The 16,033-nt window shown below is 71.7% G+C and carries 15 protein-coding genes and 1 pseudogene; 4 read left to right on the plus strand and 12 right to left on the minus strand.

The window, feature by feature from the left end:
- Nucleotides 1-15 precede the first annotated feature (15 nt).
- Nucleotides 16-450 (minus strand): annotated as a pseudogene (gene rpsP / locus ABEA34_RS00570) (30S ribosomal protein S16); the annotation flags it as partial.
- 184 nt (nt 451-634) lie between these two features.
- Here rpsP and ABEA34_RS00575 point away from each other — a divergent pair.
- Together ABEA34_RS00575 and ABEA34_RS00580 are read left to right on the plus strand one after the other, a co-directional pair.
- Nucleotides 635-1,222 carry a hypothetical protein gene (locus ABEA34_RS00575; RefSeq protein WP_345518174.1) on the plus strand — a complete coding sequence of 196 codons (588 nt, stop codon included), beginning with the start codon at nt 635-637 and terminating at the stop codon, nt 1,220-1,222.
- Between the two features lie 36 nt (nt 1,223-1,258).
- On the plus strand, nt 1,259-2,053 hold the full coding sequence (locus ABEA34_RS00580; RefSeq protein ID WP_345518176.1) for a VanW family protein: 795 nt from the start codon (nt 1,259-1,261) through the stop codon (nt 2,051-2,053).
- 10 nt (nt 2,054-2,063) lie between these two features.
- On the opposite strand, the gene ABEA34_RS00585 is transcribed toward ABEA34_RS00580, so the two are convergent.
- Nucleotides 2,064-3,143 (minus strand): amidohydrolase family protein, encoded by a 1,080-nt coding sequence (locus ABEA34_RS00585; protein ID WP_345518178.1) that lies wholly within the window; start codon nt 3,141-3,143, stop codon nt 2,064-2,066.
- A 19-nt stretch (nt 3,144-3,162) separates the two neighbouring features.
- Nucleotides 3,163-5,145 (minus strand): glycoside hydrolase family 3 protein, encoded by a 1,983-nt coding sequence (locus ABEA34_RS00590; protein WP_345518180.1) that lies wholly within the window; start codon nt 5,143-5,145, stop codon nt 3,163-3,165.
- Nucleotides 5,146-5,283: 138 nt separating this feature from the next.
- Between ABEA34_RS00590 and ABEA34_RS00595 the strand changes: the two genes are divergently transcribed.
- Nucleotides 5,284-6,450: an ROK family transcriptional regulator gene (locus tag ABEA34_RS00595; RefSeq protein WP_345518182.1), complete on the plus strand. Its 1,167-nt coding sequence runs from the start codon at nt 5,284-5,286 to the stop codon at nt 6,448-6,450.
- Nucleotides 6,451-6,547: 97 nt separating this feature from the next.
- Here the strand turns inward: ABEA34_RS00595 and ABEA34_RS00600 are convergent, their stop codons facing one another.
- The 3 genes from ABEA34_RS00600 to ffh form a co-directional block, all read right to left on the minus strand.
- Entirely contained in the window at nt 6,548-6,916 is a 369-nt protein-coding gene (locus ABEA34_RS00600) for an NYN domain-containing protein (RefSeq protein WP_345518184.1), read from the minus strand.
- Nucleotides 6,913-8,001 carry an MSCRAMM family protein gene (locus ABEA34_RS00605; protein ID WP_345518186.1) on the minus strand — a complete coding sequence of 363 codons (1,089 nt, stop codon included), beginning with the start codon at nt 7,999-8,001 and terminating at the stop codon, nt 6,913-6,915. The genes ABEA34_RS00600 and ABEA34_RS00605 overlap by 4 nt, the downstream gene beginning before the upstream one ends.
- An 80-nt stretch (nt 8,002-8,081) precedes the next feature.
- Nucleotides 8,082-9,650: a signal recognition particle protein gene (gene ffh / locus ABEA34_RS00610; protein ID WP_345518188.1), complete on the minus strand. Its 1,569-nt coding sequence runs from the start codon at nt 9,648-9,650 to the stop codon at nt 8,082-8,084.
- A gap of 95 nt (nt 9,651-9,745) precedes the next feature.
- On the opposite strand from ffh, the gene ABEA34_RS00615 reads away from it, so the two are divergent.
- Nucleotides 9,746-10,033, plus strand: coding sequence for a hypothetical protein (locus tag ABEA34_RS00615; RefSeq protein WP_345518190.1), 288 nt, complete (start codon nt 9,746-9,748; stop codon nt 10,031-10,033).
- Here the strand turns inward: ABEA34_RS00615 and ABEA34_RS00620 are convergent.
- From ABEA34_RS00620 to ABEA34_RS00645, 6 genes are all read right to left on the minus strand, one after another.
- Nucleotides 10,008-12,302, minus strand: coding sequence for a [protein-PII] uridylyltransferase (locus ABEA34_RS00620; RefSeq protein ID WP_345519103.1), 2,295 nt, complete (start codon nt 12,300-12,302; stop codon nt 10,008-10,010). The genes ABEA34_RS00615 and ABEA34_RS00620 overlap by 26 nt on opposite strands.
- The gene (locus ABEA34_RS00625; RefSeq protein WP_345518192.1) at nt 12,236-12,574 is read right to left on the minus strand and encodes a P-II family nitrogen regulator; all 339 of its coding nucleotides are present in this window, start codon (nt 12,572-12,574) and stop codon (nt 12,236-12,238) included. Before ABEA34_RS00625 ends, ABEA34_RS00620 begins: the two co-directional genes overlap by 67 nt.
- A 112-nt stretch (nt 12,575-12,686) precedes the next feature.
- On the minus strand, nt 12,687-13,025 hold the full coding sequence (locus ABEA34_RS00630) for a P-II family nitrogen regulator (RefSeq protein WP_028645366.1): 339 nt from the start codon (nt 13,023-13,025) through the stop codon (nt 12,687-12,689).
- Nucleotides 13,022-14,362: an ammonium transporter gene (locus ABEA34_RS00635; protein ID WP_345518197.1), complete on the minus strand. Its 1,341-nt coding sequence runs from the start codon at nt 14,360-14,362 to the stop codon at nt 13,022-13,024. The genes ABEA34_RS00630 and ABEA34_RS00635 overlap by 4 nt, the downstream gene beginning before the upstream one ends.
- 190 nt (nt 14,363-14,552) lie before the next feature.
- Complete coding sequence (ftsY, locus tag ABEA34_RS00640) at nt 14,553-15,674, minus strand: signal recognition particle-docking protein FtsY (protein ID WP_345518199.1); 1,122 nt, start codon at nt 15,672-15,674, stop codon at nt 14,553-14,555.
- Between the two features lie 34 nt (nt 15,675-15,708).
- Nucleotides 15,709-15,927: a hypothetical protein gene (locus tag ABEA34_RS00645; protein WP_345518201.1), complete on the minus strand. Its 219-nt coding sequence runs from the start codon at nt 15,925-15,927 to the stop codon at nt 15,709-15,711.
- Nucleotides 15,928-16,033 lie beyond the last annotated feature (106 nt).

Genomic DNA, 16,033 nt, shown 5'->3' on the forward strand with positions numbered 1-16,033 from the left:
GGTCTCCGCGGCGGGAGTCTCCTCCGCTGCCGGGGTCTCCTCGGCGGGCTTCTCCTCGGCCTTCTTCTTCGGGGCCTTCTTGGTCACCGCGTCACCCTTGGGTGCGCTGGCGGCGTCCTTGAGGGCCTCGTTGAAGAGGTCCACCTTGCTCGGCTTCTCGGCGGCGTGCTTCAGGGTGCCCTCGGTGCCGGACATGCCCTTGAAGGTCTGCCAGTCACCGGTGATGGTGAGGATCTTGGCGACGGCGTCGGACGGCTGTGCGCCGACACCGAGCCAGTACTGGACCCGGTCGGAGGTGACCGCGATGTACGACGGGTCCTCCTTGGGGTGGTACTTGCCGATCTCCTCGATGACCTTGCCGTCGCGCTTCTTGCGGGAGTCGACGACGACGATGCGGTACTGCGGGACCCGGACCTTGCCCAGGCGCTTCAAACGGATCTTGACGGCCACGTTTGTGGTGTCTCCTCAGGAATAAGTGTGGTGAGGAAGTCTCCGGGACCAGGTGGGGAAAGCACCGGCCGGTTCCTTCGATGGGCTCTGCGACGCTCGGGTGAGAGGGTCCGGGCGCGCAGGACTCAGCGGCCAAGTCTGCCAGACGGGGCGCCCGGTGGAAAAATCGGGCAGAGTCGTGACCATGAGCCAGCCACCGCCGTCGTACCCGGTCCCGTCCGGCTACCCGCCAGGCGCGTCTCCGTCGCCGCCCAAGTATCGGCCGAGCGGATGGTGGTTCGTCGTCGGGGCCGCGCTGGTCGTCGCCGCCGTCGCGGCCGCGGTCGGGCTGTTCGTCTGGACCCTCTCGGCGTTCTTCTCGACCGACGCGACGGTGCCGGCGGACGGCAGGACCCACACCGTCACCGTCGGCACCGACGGCGACCGGGTGCTGTGGCGGGACACGGCGGTCGCGGATCCGGAGTGCGCCGTCGTGGACACCACGACCGGCGACCAGGTCGACCTGCGCGTGGTCACCAGCCACATGACCAAGGACCTCAACGAGGACCACTGGACGGCGGCGTACCGCTTCGACCCGGGCTCCGGGAGGCTCGACGTCACGTGTGCTGCGGGAGACGAGGTCGAGATCGGCCCGGCACCCAGCATCGGCGGGTTCGTCGGCGGCATCATCGCCACCGTCGCGGTCCCAGGCCTGCTCGGCCTCCTCGGCCTGGTGACCCTGATCGTGACCGGGGTCCTCTGGGCCTCGCGGCCGGCGAGGCCGAAGGGCTGACCACAACCAACGGCCCGCCGGCGGCGTCCCACCGGCATGACCCTCTCCCAACGGCACCCGCGGCTGCGCCCGGCTGCCGTGCTCGCCCACCGCGCCACCCGCCGGGCGCAGTGGCTGCTGGGCGACACCGACTGGGCGACGTACCGCGCTCCTGACGAGCTGCCCGTGCGGCTCCAGCGGCACGGCTCGCTGCTGCTGCGCGAGCTGGCGGGCGCGGAGATGGTGCTGCAGCACAACAAGGTCGTGAACCTGCGGATCGCCGCTCCCCGGGTCGACCGGCTGGTGATCGGGCCGGGACAGACCTTCTCCTTCAACAAGGTGGTCGGCAACTGCACCCGCCGGAAGGGGTACGTCGAGGGCATGCGGCTCTCGGACGGCGCGGCCGTGCCCGGCGTCGGCGGCGGCATCTGCCAGCTCGCCAACCTCCTGCACTGGATGGTCCTGCACTCGCCGCTCACCGTGGTCGAGCGCTCCGAGCACAGCTTCGACCCGTTCCCCGACAACGGCCGGGTGCTGCCGTGGGGAGTCGGCTGCTCGATCGCCTACAACTACGTCGACCTGGTGGTCCGCAACGACACGGCAACGACGTTCCAGCTGCGCACCTGGGTCGGCGAGCGGCACCTGCGCGGCGAGCTCCGTGCCGACCGGGAGCTGCCGGTGTCCTACTCGGTCGAGGCGCGGGAGGAGCGGTTCGAGCGCGGCGACGACGGGCTCGTGCGGCGCAGCAACGAGATCTGGCGGAGCACCGTCGACCGGCGTACCGGCGACGTCGTGGCCACCGAGCTGGTCCGGCGGAACAGGGCCGTGGTGAAGTACGCCGTGGGCGTGTGACCGGCCGACCTCAGGCGACCACGACGCCGCGCAGGACGACGCAGGCGGGCCGGAGCAGGACCGAGAGGTCCGCGAGCGGGTCGGAGTCGTAGACCACGAAGTCGGCGGGCGCTCCCTCGGTCAGGCCGGCGTTCCAGCCCAGCCACTCACGGGCCCGCCAGGACGCCGCGCCGAGGGCGTACTCCCGTGGGAGCCCCATCGCCGCGAGCCCGATCACCTCGCCGGCGAGGTTGCCGTGGCGGCTGACCCCGCCGTTGTCCGAGCCGGCGTAGAGCGGCACCCCCGCGTCGTACGCCGCCATCAGGGTGTCGCGACGGTGGACGAAGAGGTCGGTCATGGTGCGCGAGTACGCCGGGAAGCGCTCGCGGCTCGACCACGCGTACTCGGGGAACTTCTCGGTCTGCATCACCGTCGGCACCAGCGCGACGCCGCGCTCGGCCATCAGCTCGAGGTGCTCCTCCGCGAGCCCGGTGCCGTGCTCGATGCAGTCGATGCCCGCCTCGAGCAGGCCGGTCAACACGTCGCGGCCGAAGCAGTGGGCGGTGACCTTCGCGCCGTGCTCGTGGGCGACCCGGATCGCCTCGGCGAAGTCGGCCGCCGGGAAGGACGGCGTGAGGTCGCCGTCGTCGCGGGAGATCCAGTCCCCCACGAGCTTGACCCAGCCGTCGCCGCGCTGCGCCTGCTCGGCGACGGCCTCGACGAGACCGGCCGGCTCGACCTCGTCGGCGTAGTTGCGCAGGTAGCGCCTGGTGCGCGCGATGTGGCGCCCGGCGCGGATCAGCCGCGGCAGGTCGTCGCGCTCCTGGACCCAGCGGGTGTCGGCCGGCGATCCGCAGTCGCGGATCAGCAGGGTGCCGCCGTCGCGGTCCTCGACCGCCTGCTGCTCGGTCTCCTCGTCGCTGACCGCACCCTCCTCGCCGAGGCCGAGGTGGCAGTGGGCGTCGACCAGACCGGGGACGATCCAGCCGTCGACGGCGCGCTCGGCGCCGGCGACCGGCTCGTAGGTGACCGTGTCCCCGACGACGAACAGCTCACGCCGTTCGCCGTCGGGGAGCACCGGACCGGAGAACTTCAGTACGGGAGCAGCCATGTTCCCGGACGGTACCGCCCTAGCGCGTGCTCAGGCCGAACCCGTAGGAGTAGAGCGGGTCGTACTTCTTGTCCCCGACGTTGATCGGCTCCTGGGCGATGGTGCGGGGCCAGGTGACGGGCAGCTTGCCGACGAACGGGCTGCGCCCGTAGAGCACGTCGGCGACGCCGCCGCCCTCGCTGCCCGGCAGCCACGACGCAACGAGCGCGTCGATCTGGCGGAGCAGTCCCGGCGGGACGATGAGCGGACGCCCCGAGACGACCAGCACCGTGCAGGACGTCGTACGCGCGCAGACCGTGCGGATCGCCTGCTTGTCGGCGGTGCTGATCTCCATGGTCTGCTTCTGCCGCGGCACCCCGGCGTCGCCGGGGTCGTAGGCCCACTGCGGGCCGCCGACGTCGCCGAAGCCCTCGGCGTACGGCGTCTCGCCCACGACCACCACACCGACCGCCTTGCGCGGGATGCGCGCGGTGGCCTTCTCGCTGTAGGTGACGTCGCCCTTCGCGGCCTTCTCGATGCCGTCGAGGATGGTCCGGCCGGGCACCACGTTGGTCGAGCCACCCTGCCAGGTCAGCGTCCAGCCCGCGGTCTGGTTGCCGATGTTGTCGGCGTTGCTGCCCGCGACGTACACCTTGTTCTTGGGCTTGAGCGGGAGCGTGCGCTGCTTGTTGCGCAGCAGCACCTGGCTCTCCGCGACCGCCTGCCGGGCGACCGCACGGTGCGCCTTGCTGCCGATGTCACCGATGTGGGTCCGGTCGGTGAGCGGGTGCTCGAAGAGCCCGAGGTCGAACTTCGCCTTCAGGATCCGGGCGACCGCGTCGTCGATGCGACTCACCGGGACCTCGCCGTCGCCGACCAGGTCGGTCAGCGTCGGGATGAACTCGTCCCAGCCGCTCGGGTTGTTGGGCGCCTGGATCGGCTCCATGAACATGTCGACGCCGGCCAGCACGGAGGCCTTGACCTGGGCGCGGTAGTCGCCGGGCAGCTGGCGGATCGCCCGCCAGTCGGAGATGACGAAGCCCTTGAAGTGCTGCTGGTTCTTGAGCCAACCGGTGATCAGCTGCTTGTTCGCGTGCATCTTGACCGGGTTGCCGAGCCCGTCGTCGGTCCAGTCGACACTGGAGAAGGACGGCATCACCGAGCCGACGCGGTGCTCCTTGACCGCCGGGACGTACGGCGCCAGCGCGAGCTTCTTGAACTGCTTGCGGCTGACCTTGTCGATGCCCTGGTCGATCGGGTAGGCGCCGGTGCCGGCCGCTGCCTCGTCGTACGCCGTGAGTCCGTCGCCGGCGAAGTGCTTGGCGCTGGCGAGGACGCGGTCGGCGTGGTCGAGCTGGCCCTTCTTGCCCTGGAGCCCGTCGATGACGGTCTCCATCGACCGCACCAGAGCGGGCGACTCGCCGAAGCTCTCGTAGGTACGGCCCCAGCGGTCGTCGCGGGCGACGCAGATGCAGGGCGCGAACGCCCACTGCGGACCGGACGCGCGGGTCTCCTCGGCGGTGATGTGGCCGATCTTCTCGACCAGCTTGGGGTCGCGGGTCGCGCCCAGGCCGATGTTGTGCGGGAAGACCGTCGCGCCCTGGAGGTTGCCGTGGCCGTGCACGGAGTCGACGCCGTAGATGAGCGGGATGCCGAGCCGGGTGGCGAGCGCGGCCTGCTGGTAGCGGTCGACCATGTCGGCCCAGGCCGCCGGCGTGTTGGGCGTGGGCACGGAGCCGCCGCCGGAGAGCACGCTGCCGAGGGCGTTGGTGGTGATGAGCGACGGGTCGGCGTCGACGTCGATGCGCTCGGCCTGGGTCATCTGGCCGATCTTCTCGGCCAGCGTCATGCGGCCGAGCAGGTCGTCGACGCGCTGGGCGGTCGGGAGGGACGGGTCCTGGTAGGGCAGCGGGTCATCGCCTGCTGCCGGGGACGACGGTTGGAGGAGCGTGACGGCGAGGGCGCCGCCCGCGAGCACGGCGAGCAGTGAGCTCCGCCGCCGTGAAGAGGGGTTGCTGGACATGCCTTCTCCTTGCCGAGATCAAGGGTGGGGTGACGCCCGTCACGTTAGGAACCGACGTTCGTCCGGGTCAATGCGTAAAGAACGGTGACGGGCGTCTTGTTTGTTCACTTCCCGGATGAATGGCTCTACGCTCGCCCGATGGTCACGACCGGGGCGCTGGAGCGCCTGCGCGAGGCGCACCGCCGGGCGATCACCGGGCTGCTGGCCGGCGAGGGACCGATGAGCCGGGCGGACCTGGCCCGTGGCACCGGTCTCTCCCGGACCACCATCTCGAGCCTGGTCACCGACCTGATCGGCAGCGGCGACATCGTCGAGACCGCCGACCGCGGCCGACCTCACAAGGGCGGCAGCGGGCGGCCACCGCTCCTGGTCGCACTGAGCACGCCGCACGGCGTGGTCGCCGGGGTCGACATCGGCCACGGGCACGTCCGCGTCGCGGTGGCGGACCGCGGTGGCGCCGTCCTCGCCGAGGAGAGCGACGTCCTCGACGTCGACGAGCACGGCGTGGACGCGCTGGACCGCGCCGCCCGGATGGTCCGCGACGGGCTGGCCGCGGCCGGGATCGCGCGCAGCGACCTGCACGCCGTCGGCATGTGCGTGCCGGCGCCGCTCGACCGGCGTTCGGCCCGGATCCGCACCGGGATCATGCCGGGCTGGCGTCACCTCTCCCCCGGCGACGAGCTCCACCGCCGGCTCGACGCCCCCGTCTTCGCCGACAACGACGCCAACCTCGGCGCGCTCGCCGAGCTCGGTCACGGTGCCGCCCGCGGCATCGCCGACGTCCTCTACGTGAAGGTCGCGAGCGGCCTGGGCGCCGGCATCGTCCTCGGCGGCCGACTCCACCGCGGCGCCACCGGCATCGCCGGCGAGATCGGCCACGTCCAGGTGGGCGAGGACGGCCAGGTCTGCCGCTGCGGCAACCGCGGCTGCCTCGAGACCGCCGTCTCCGCGCCGCGGCTGGTGGCGCTGCTGCAGCCGGCGTACGACGAGGAGCTCACCGTGGAGAGCGTGCTCGACCTCGACGACGCCGGGGACGCCGGCGTACGACGGGTGCTCAGCGACGCCGGTCGGTCCGTCGGCCGCGCCCTCGCCGACCTGTGCAACAGCCTCAACCCCGAGGCGATCGTCCTGGGCGGCTCGCTGGGCACGTCGACCTCCCTCGCGGCGGGGGTCCGCGCCGCGGTGGACCGCTACGCCCAGCCCGACACCGCCGCGGCCGTACGCGTGGTCGCCGGCGAGCTCGGCGACCGGGCCGAGGTCGTCGGCGCGGTGTCGCTCGCGATCGCGCGGGTGGCCGCGGGCTGAGTGCTCGGCTGCCGCCGAGGTCGTCGAGTGACGCGAAACGGCCCTTTTCAGGTTTGTCCGAGGGCGATCTCGCGTCACTCGACGCGAAAGGGCGCAGTCAGAGCTGGTCGAGCAGCCAGGACGGGCTGAGCGCCTGGGCGCCCACTCCCCCGACCCGGGCCTGCAGGAACCGGTCGGCGGTCACCACCACGACCCGGTCGCCGCGAGCGGCCGCGACCCGGGCCTGCTCGACGATCGTGTCGTCGCCGGCGCCCTTCGCGTGGACGGTGCGCACGTGGCCGTCACGCCCCGCCTTGACCCCGCCCTTGGCCTGGCCCTCGAGGACCAGCACCACCTCGTCGTACGGCGTGTCCGCGACCAGCAGCCCCTCGTGCAGGCGCCGGGCCGCACCGGCGCGGTCCTTCCACCACCCGTCCGGGCGGCTGCCCACGACGTTGGCGCCGTCGACGATGAGGACCGATGTCACCGCTGCAGTCGCACCGGAGCCGACACCGCACCCAGTCGGCCGCCCTGATGGGCGAGCACGACCCTGTAGGTGCCGCGCGGCAGGTCGAGGGTGCGGGTCTCGGCTCGTCCCCGCGTGTGGAGAACACCCGGGCGGGTGTGCCAGGCCCCCGACATGGCCCGACGCTGCACGCGGAACTTCCAGGACCCGGAGGCTCGGTTGGGATTGACGTTGAGAAACAGCCGACTGCGATGCCGGAGAGCGCCGACGCGGAGCGTGAGGTGTTGCGGCATGGTCGTGGGCGGCGGCAGCTGATGCCCCAGCTGGATGTCCGCACCCGCTGCCGTGCCGCCGGCACCCACCGTGACGCTGTCGGCCTGGTCCACGGACGACGCACCGCCGAAGTACTCGTCGTCGAGGGCACCGGACGGATCATGTGCGCTGATCCGGTAGGCGCCTGCCGCGAGACCGCCGAGGTCGTAGGCCCCGGAGGCGTCGGCCGCGACCGTGGTCACGGCCTGCCAGCTGAACCGCTCGTCACCACCGCCCCACGGGGTGTGCTCCGTCGTGCCCTCCGTCATCCACGAGTACGCCGTCACCTCCGCGCCGGCCAGAGCCGCCCCGTCCGAATCGGTCACGGCCCCGGTGACGTGAGATGCCGGACCGAGCTGGACGTCCATGCCCGAGACGGTCGTGCCGTAGGGGACGTGGATCGCGACCGCGTCCGTCGGCCCGCCACCGCTGACCGTGATGCGGGTCGCGTTGTCGTAGTACTCGAACGCATGGACACCGTCGGAGAACCGGAGGTAGTAGTCACGGTGGTCGGCGCCCGCGTAGGAGTCCGTGAGCAGGTTGCTGACGTCGTAGGCCCCGGAGGCGTCGGTCTGCACCGAGGTCACAACCACCGGTCCCAGGAGCTGGGTGCCGAAGTCGTTCCAGGTGTACGCGGTCACAGTCACGCCGGCGAGCGGTGCGTCATCCGCGCCGATCACCGTCCCGGTGATGTGCCCGCGGTCCGCTGCCCACGCGCCGCCTGGCACCATCGCTGCGACGAGCCCGAGGACGAGGCCCGCGCATCCCGTCACGATCCGCGTTGCTGCAGGCATCAGTGGCTCCCTCGAGTTCCCAGGACGACGTCGTCCCTCGCCGTTCTATCACTACCCACGAGTGGCGGACCGGTGCGCGGTCACTTGAGGTACTTCGAGAAGTCCTTCGGCAGGTTCAGCGCGGCCGCGGCCTGCTCGTAGTCGACGGGCTCGGCGCCGGCGGGGGTGCCGAAGGGGTTGGCGGGGCTGGCGGCGGCCTTCTGCTTGGCCGCGGCGGCCTCCTGGGCGGCCTTGGCGGGGTTGCCGGAGCGCTTGGCGCCCTTCGCCTTCTTGGCCTGGGGCTTGGCCTTCGCGCGCTTGGGACCACCCATGCCGGGCATGCCCGGCATGCCGGGCATCCCGCCGCCCTTGGCCATCGACTGCATCATCTTGCGGGCCTCGAAGAACCGGTCGACGAGCTGGTTGACGTCGGAGACCTGCCGCCCCGAGCCGCGGGCGATCCGGAGCCGGCGGGAGCCGTCGATCATCTTGGGGTTGGCCCGCTCGGCGGGGGTCATCGACTGGATGACCGCCTGGATCCGGTCGATCTCGCGGTCGTCGAAGTTCTCGAGCTGGTCGCGGAACTGCCCCATCCCGGGGAGCATCCCCATGATCTTGGACATCGAGCCGAGCTTGCGGACCTGCTGCATCTGCTCGAGGAAGTCATCGAGGGTGAACTCGCCGCCCTGCCCCGTCAGCTTGGCGGCGGCCTTCGCCGCGGCGTCGGCGTCGAACGTCTTCTCGGCCTGCTCGATCAGGGTGAGCATGTCGCCCATGTCGAGGATGCGCGAGGCCATCCGGTCGGGGTGGAAGAGGTCGAAGTCGGACATCTTCTCGCCGTTGGAGGCGAACATGACCGGCTTGCCGGTGATCGAGGCGATCGACAGGGCGGCACCGCCGCGGGCGTCACCGTCGAGCTTGGTGAGCACCACGCCGTCGTACCCGACGCCGTCGAGGAAGGCCTGCGCCGTGCTGACGGCGTCCTGGCCGATCATCGCGTCGACGACGAACAGCACCTCGTCGGGCTGGACGGCGTCGCGGATGTCGGCGGCCTGCTTCATCAGCTCGGCGTCCACACCGAGGCGGCCCGCGGTGTCGACGATGACGACGTCGTGCAGCGTCCGCTTGGCCTCCTCGACGGCGTCGCGGGCGACCGTGACCGGGTTGCCGACGCCGTTGCCCGGCTCGGGTGCGAAGACCTTGACCCCGACGCGCTCGCCGTTGACCTGGAGCTGGTTGACGGCGTTGGGGCGCTGGAGGTCGGCCGCGACCAGGAGCGGGCTCTTGCCCTGCTCCTTGAGCCACAGCGCGAGCTTGGCGGCCAACGTCGTCTTGCCGGCGCCCTGGAGGCCGGCGAGCATGATGACGGTCGGGCCGGTCTTGGCGTAGCGCAGCCGCCGGGTCTCACCGCCGAGGATGGCGACGAGCTCCTCGTTGACGATCTTGACGACCTGCTGGGCGGGGTTCAGCGCACCGCTGACCTCCTCGCCGCGCGCGCGCTCCTTGACCGCGCCGACGAACTCCTTGACGACCGGCAGCGCGACGTCCGCCTCGAGCAGCGCGATGCGGATCTCGCGCGCGGTGGCGTCGATGTCGGCCTCGGAGAGCCGGCCCTTCCCGCGGAGGTTCTTGAAGGTGTCGGCGAGCCGGTCGGAAAGTGTGGCGAACAAGTCGTGGTCCTACTCGTGGTCCTGAGGTGTCAGCGACGGTCGATGAGAGGTGCCAAGCCTAACCGGGACGCCCTGGTACGCCGTACGCTGGCGGCATGGTCATCCTGGCGATCTGCGTCGCATCGGTGCTGCTGCTCGGCGTCATCGTGTGGATCGGCACCAACATGGTGGCCCACCCCGACCCGGCCGCGGGCGCCGTGGGCGCCGGGATCGGCTCCGGCCTGGGCATGTTCGACCCCGGTGCGGGACGGGCCCGCGAGGAGATCGACGACAAGGCGAACCAGACCGAGGTGCTACCGACTCCCGACGAGGACGAGGACCACCCGGTGTGGAAGGTCGACCTGCGCCGCGGGACCGTCAAGATCCCCCGGCCGCCGCAGTGAGAGCGGCCCGTACGGCGTGCGCGGCCTCGGCCGCACGCTGGTCGCTGAGCACCCCGGCGTGCGCCTCCTGCAGGTAGAAGACGTCCACCGCCTGCGGTCCCAGGGTGTCGACGTGGGCCGACCGGACGGCGATGTCGAGGTCGGCCAGCGCCGCGCAGGCCAGGTAGACGACCCCCGGCCGGTCGCCGGTCCGGACCTCGAGGACCGTCGCCTGCTGCGACGCCTCCGGACGTACGGCGACGGTCGGCTCGAGCGCGTCGGTCGCGGACGCCCGGCGGAGCCGCTTGGAGGCCTCGACCCGGCCGGCGACGACCGCTTCGTACCGTTGCCGCAGCACGGCCGCGTCGAGGTCGGGCACGCCGACCTCCCAGACGGAGACGCCGTACTGCTCCTGCGCCCAGGCGCGCGCGGCGCGCACGGGGATGCGCTGCAGCGCGAACATGGCCGCGAAGTCGGCCAGCAGGCCGACCCGGTCGGGTGCGATGACCGTGACGCGGGTGCCGTCCTCGTCGTGCTCGACGGTGATCGCCGCCGAGCCGCGGCGTACCTCCTTGGGGATCTGGACGTCGTCGGTGACGATCGGCGGCAGCGCCACCCCGGAGTCCAGGGCGGCCCGCGCGCGCCGCGCCAGGTCGTTGATCAGGCCGGACCGCCAGGCGGACCAGGCCTTCGGTGAGGCCGCCTTCGCGTCGGCCTCGGACAGCGCGAGCAGCAGGTCCAGCGCCTCCACGGACCCGACGCGGTCGGTGATGAGCTCGACGGTGGCGGGGTCGTCGGGGTCGCGGGTGGTGGCGGTCTCGGCGAGCACGAGGTGCCACCGCACCAGCCGCGCGATCAGGTCGACCGCGTCCGGCGCGAAGCCCATCCGGGTGGCGACCTCGCGGGCGATCGGCTCGCCGGCCACGCTGTGCTCGGTCAGGCTCCCCTTGCCGATGTCGTGGAGCAGCGCCGCGACCATGAGCACGTCGGGCCGGGCCACGTGGCGGATCAGGGCGGACGCCTCGATGCAGGTCTCGACGACGTGCCGGTCCACGGTGAACCGGTGGATCGCCGACGCGTGCGGCAGCATCCGGATCCGGTCCCACTCGGGGAGCGCCCGGCTCATGGCGCCGGTCTCCTCGAGCGTCTCCCAGACGGCCAGCAGGCCGCGGCCCGAGGCGAGGAGCCGCACCAGCAGCTGCCGTGCCTCGGCGGGCCACGGAGTCGGCAGCGGGACGCCCTCGCGGGCCAGCCGGGCCGCGGTCGCGGGAGCCAGGACCACGTCGTGCTCGGCTGCCGCCGCCGCCGCTCGCAGCAGGAGGACGGGGTCCTCGGCCGGTCGGGCGGACCGGTCCAGCACGACCTCACCGTTGGAGAGCGCGACGCCGGGTGCCAGCGGGGTCAGCTCGGGGCGCCGCGCGCGCTGGTTGGGGGCCGGCCGCGCCAGCGCGGCGTCGACCCGGCGCCAGGTCAGGTGCGAGAGGTGGGTGATGCGGCGACCGAGCTCGCGCACGTGGATCTGGGCCTCGCGTGCGTCGGTCAGCCCCAGCGCGTGCCCGAGGTCGCTCCACTGCTCGGGGTTGATCCGGTCGGTCGGCCGGCCCGCGGTGTCCTGCAGCGCGTCGCGCACGTCGAGCATGGTCAGGCGCACCCGCTCGAGCTCCACGTGCGGCACGTCGACCATCCAGGTCGCGACCAGGGCCTTGAGGACGGTCGCGTCGCGGAGGCCGCCCTCGGCCTCCTTGATGTCGGGCACCGAGAGGTGGGCGACCTCGCCGACCGACTCGTGCCGGGCGCGGACCATGGCCTGCAGGGCGGGCAGCCGCTCCTTGGCGGTCCGGCGCCAGCTGGCGAGCATCGTCGTGCGCAGCCGCAGGGTGAGGTGGGGGTCGCCGGCCAGGTGGCGTACGTCGAGCAGACCGAGCGCGACCTTCAGGTCGGCGTCGGCGGCACTCACCATCTCGCTCATCGTGCGCACCGAGTGGTCGAGCCGGGCGCCGGAGTCCCACAGCGGGTACCAGACCTTCTCGGCGACCGCCCGGACGTCGACCCCGTCGTCCGAGACCAGGACGACGTCGAGGTCGGAGTAGGGAGCCAGCTCGCGTCGTCCGTAGCCGCCGACGGCGACCAGCGCGGCCCCGGACTCCGGGCCGCCGCTGTCGCGGTAGGCCTCGGCGCAGAGCGCGTCGGCCTCGTCGGCTCGGCGCGTGCGGTCGGATGCGCTCAGAGGGCTGCCTCGCCCTGGTCGCCGGTGCGCACACGCTGCACCGACTCGATCGGAGACACCCAGACCTTGCCGTCACCGATCTTGCCGGTGCGGGCTGCGGAGGAGATCGCCTCCACGAGCGGGGCGGCGTCGTCGTCGGAGACCACGATCTCGATGCGGATCTTCGGGACCAGCGCGACGTCGTACTCCGCGCCCCGGTAGGTCTCGGTGTGACCCTTCTGCCGGCCGTAGCCGCTGACCTCGCTGACGGTCATCCCGGTGACGCCCGCCGCCTCGATCGCGGCGCGGGTGTCCTCCCACTTGTGGGGCTTGATGACGGCGGTGATGAGCTTCACGAGGACTCCTCAAGGTCGGGACGTGGTCCGATCATGCCGGACTGTGGTCTCGGGCAGGACGGGACCGGCCCGGCTCCCCGCCGGGGAGCCGGGCCGGACTGCACCTCAGGGATCAGATCGCGGACGAGTCACGGTCACCGGTGCGGACCCGCACCACCGTGTCGACCGGGCTGACCCAGACCTTCCCGTCGCCGATGCGGCCGGTCTGCGCGGTCTTCACCACGATGCCGACCACGTCCTCGGCGTCGTCGTCGTCGACGACGATCTCGATGCGGATCTTCGGGACCAGCGCGATGTCGTACTCCGCGCCGCGGTAGACCTCGGTGTGGCCCTTCTGCCGGCCGTAGCCGCTGACCTCACTGACGGTCATCCCGGTGACGCCGAAGGTCTCGAGCGCCTCCCGCACGTCCTCCCACTTGTGCGGCTTGATCACCGCAGTCACGAGCTTCATGCGTTGACTCCTTCCGTGACCGTCGAGCCGGCCAGGACGCCGGTGGACGGCAGGCCACCGCTGATGCTGGTGCCCAGGTCGTACGCCGACTCGCTGTGCTGGTCGCTGTCGATGCCCTCGACCTCGGCCTCGTCGGAGACCCGCCAGCCGATGGTGAACTTGATCGCGAACGCGATGATCGTGGTCAGGACGCCGGTCCACACGATCGTGAAGAGGGCCGCGAGGGCCTGGTCGCCGAGCGAGGAGAAGCCGCCGCCGTAGAAGAGGCCGTCGATGCCACCTGGAGCGCTCTTGGTGGACACGAGGCCGATCAGCAGGGTGCCGACGAGGCCACCGACGAGGTGGACGCCGACGACGTCGAGCGAGTCGTCCATGCCGACCTTGTACTTCAGGCCCACCGCGGCGGCGCAGGCGCCACCGGCGACGGCACCGACGACGATGGCCCCGACCAGGTTGACCGCACCACAGGCGGGCGTGATCGCGACGAGACCCGCGACGATGCCGGAGGCGGCACCCAGCGAGGTGGCCTTGCCGTGCAGGAGCCGCTCGATGACCAGCCAGGCGAGCATGGCCGCGCAGGTCGCGATCGTCGTGTTCAGGAACGTCACGCCGGTCTCACCCTGGAACTGTGCCGAGAACGCGTCCGGGTCGGCCAGCGAGTCGGGGGTGAAGACGATCGAGCCGACGTTGAAGCCGTACCAGCCGAACCACAGGAGGCCGGCGCCGATCATGGTGAGCGTCAGGTTGTGCGGCTTCATCGGCTCCTTCATGAAGCCGACGCGCTTGCCGATGACCAGGGCGAGCACGAGGCCCGCCACACCGGCGTTGATGTGGACGACCGTGCCGCCCGCGTAGTCCTGGGCGAACGTCGAGCCCTTGGCGAGCTGTCCGGCCAGCCAGCCGCCGCCCCACACGTTGTGGGCGATCGGGAAGTAGCAGGCGGTCAGCCACAGCGGGACGAACACGACCCAGGACACGAGCTTGACGCGGTCGGCGATGGCTCCCGAGATGAGCGCGACCGTGATGGCGGCGAACGTCAGCTGGAAGACCACGTAGATGTAGTTGATGTGCGACACGCCGTCCAGGCCGAACATGTCGAACGGGTTGGCGATCAGCTTGCCGTTGCCGTTGCCGGCACCGTCCCCACCCCAGCCCATCGACCAGCCCCACAGCACGAAGACGATGGCCGCGACCGCGAAGGCGACGTACGACATCATCATCATGTTCAGGACCGACTTGGCCCGCGTCATGCCGCCGTAGAACAGGGCGAGCGCGGGAACGGTCATCATCAGGACGAGGGCTGTCGCCACCAGCATGAAGGCGTAATAGCCGTCCACAGAACCTCCAGGGATCACATCTCGGGAGGGCGGCTCTGGGAGGCGACCGCACTGTCGGCTCCGGGGTCCCGCCCCATTGCCAGACACCTTCGAAGCCGGAGGTTTCGACCTGCGTTGTCGCGTGTTGCGGTCAGGAAACGAGACGCACCGTTTTGTTACTTCGGTGTTACGAGTTCCCGAACGACGTTTGTCAGCCCAGCAACGCGTCGACGAACGCGCCGGGCTCGAACGGAGCCAGGTCGTCGGCTCCCTCGCCCAGGCCGACGAGCTTGACGGGCACGCCGAGCTCGCGCTGGACCTGGACGACGATGCCGCCCTTGGCGGATCCGTCGAGCTTGGTGAGCACGATGCCGGTCACGTCGGCGACCTCGCCGAAGACGCGCGCCTGGATCAGACCGTTCTGACCGGTGGTGGCGTCGAGGACCAGCAGCACCTCGGTGACCGGCGCCTGCTTCTCGATCACCCGCTTGACCTTGCCGAGCTCGTCCATCAGGCCCGCCTTGTTCTGCAGGCGGCCGGCCGTGTCGATGATGACGGTGTCGACACCCGCGTCGACGCCCGTCCTGACGGCGTCGAAGGCGACGCTGGCGGGATCGGTGCCCTCGGGCCCGCGGACGACGTCGACGCCGACCCGCTCCCCCCAGGTGGCGAGCTGCTCCACCGCGGCCGCGCGGAAGGTGTCGGCAGCGCCGAGCACGACCGTGTGGTCCTCCGCGACCAGGATCCGCGAGAGCTTGCCGACCGTGGTGGTCTTGCCGGAGCCGTTGACGCCGACGACCAGCACGACACCGGGCTTGCCGTCCGCGCCGCTGACCTGCAGCCGACGGTCCATGCCCCCGTCGACGAGCGTCAGCAGCTCCTCGCGCAGGACGGTGCGGGGGTCCTCTCCTCCCTCGACCCGGAGGCGGGTGCGCAGTCGGTCGACCAGCTCCTGGGTCGGGGCGACGCCGACGTCGGCGGTGAGCAGGGTGTCCTCGATCGACTCCCAGGTGTCCTCGTCCAGGCGGTCACGCGACAGCAGGGCGAGCAGGCCGCGGCCGAGGCCGCTCTGCGAGCCCGCCAGGCGCTGCCGCAGGCGCACCAGCCGCGAGGCCGTGCCCTCGGGCCGCTCGAGCGTCGGCGTGGCGACCGGGGCCTCGGCCTCGACCGGGGTCTCCACCCCGGTGGGGGGCGGGCTGACGACCTCCGGCGCAGGGGCCGCTGGCGGAGCGGACCTGCGTCGGCGACCCGAGACGGTGAGCCCGACGCCGACGGCGACGGCGATGACCGCCACGACGGCGATCGCGAGCACGAGCAGCACGATCAATGACATGGCTCAATCCAACCAGAGGCGGTGGCTGGAGGCGTCAGTGGCGACGCTCGGACTCCTCGAGGTCGCCGCGCAGGTCGTACATCTCGTCGTCCTCGGCGGGGAGGAGCGGGGCGGCGTCCGCCGCCTTCGCCATCGCGTCCCCGAGCCACGGCGTGCCGGGCATCTGCTCACCCCGGTGGGGATAGGCGACGTACGCCGCCACCAGACCCGCGATCACGACGATGACGACCATGACGACCACGACTGCGAGCACGTGCACTACCTCCCGAGAGAACCGGCTGTCAGACGACTACCCGTTCGTCCACCGTGCCACACGGACCCCGAAGGCCCGGCTTCGCCGCGCCCGTGCCCTACGATCC

The organism is Nocardioides conyzicola, from assembly GCF_039543825.1.
Taxonomy (GTDB): domain Bacteria; phylum Actinomycetota; class Actinomycetes; order Propionibacteriales; family Nocardioidaceae; genus Nocardioides; species Nocardioides conyzicola.

Coding starts and splice junctions, on each gene's coding strand:
- ABEA34_RS00605 (WP_345518186.1), bottom strand. CDS start 8,001: ATGCCTGCAGCAACGCGGATCGTGACGGGATGCGCGGGCCTCGTCCTC.
- ABEA34_RS00630 (WP_028645366.1), bottom strand. CDS start 13,025: ATGAAGCTCGTGACTGCGGTGATCAAGCCGCACAAGTGGGAGGACGTG.
- ABEA34_RS00580 (WP_345518176.1), top strand. CDS start 1,259: ATGACCCTCTCCCAACGGCACCCGCGGCTGCGCCCGGCTGCCGTGCTC.
- ABEA34_RS00595 (WP_345518182.1), top strand. CDS start 5,284: ATGGTCACGACCGGGGCGCTGGAGCGCCTGCGCGAGGCGCACCGCCGG.
- ftsY (WP_345518199.1), bottom strand. CDS start 15,674: ATGTCATTGATCGTGCTGCTCGTGCTCGCGATCGCCGTCGTGGCGGTC.
- ABEA34_RS00575 (WP_345518174.1), top strand. CDS start 635: ATGAGCCAGCCACCGCCGTCGTACCCGGTCCCGTCCGGCTACCCGCCA.
- ABEA34_RS00615 (WP_345518190.1), top strand. CDS start 9,746: ATGGTCATCCTGGCGATCTGCGTCGCATCGGTGCTGCTGCTCGGCGTC.
- ABEA34_RS00585 (WP_345518178.1), bottom strand. CDS start 3,143: ATGGCTGCTCCCGTACTGAAGTTCTCCGGTCCGGTGCTCCCCGACGGC.
- ABEA34_RS00590 (WP_345518180.1), bottom strand. CDS start 5,145: ATGTCCAGCAACCCCTCTTCACGGCGGCGGAGCTCACTGCTCGCCGTG.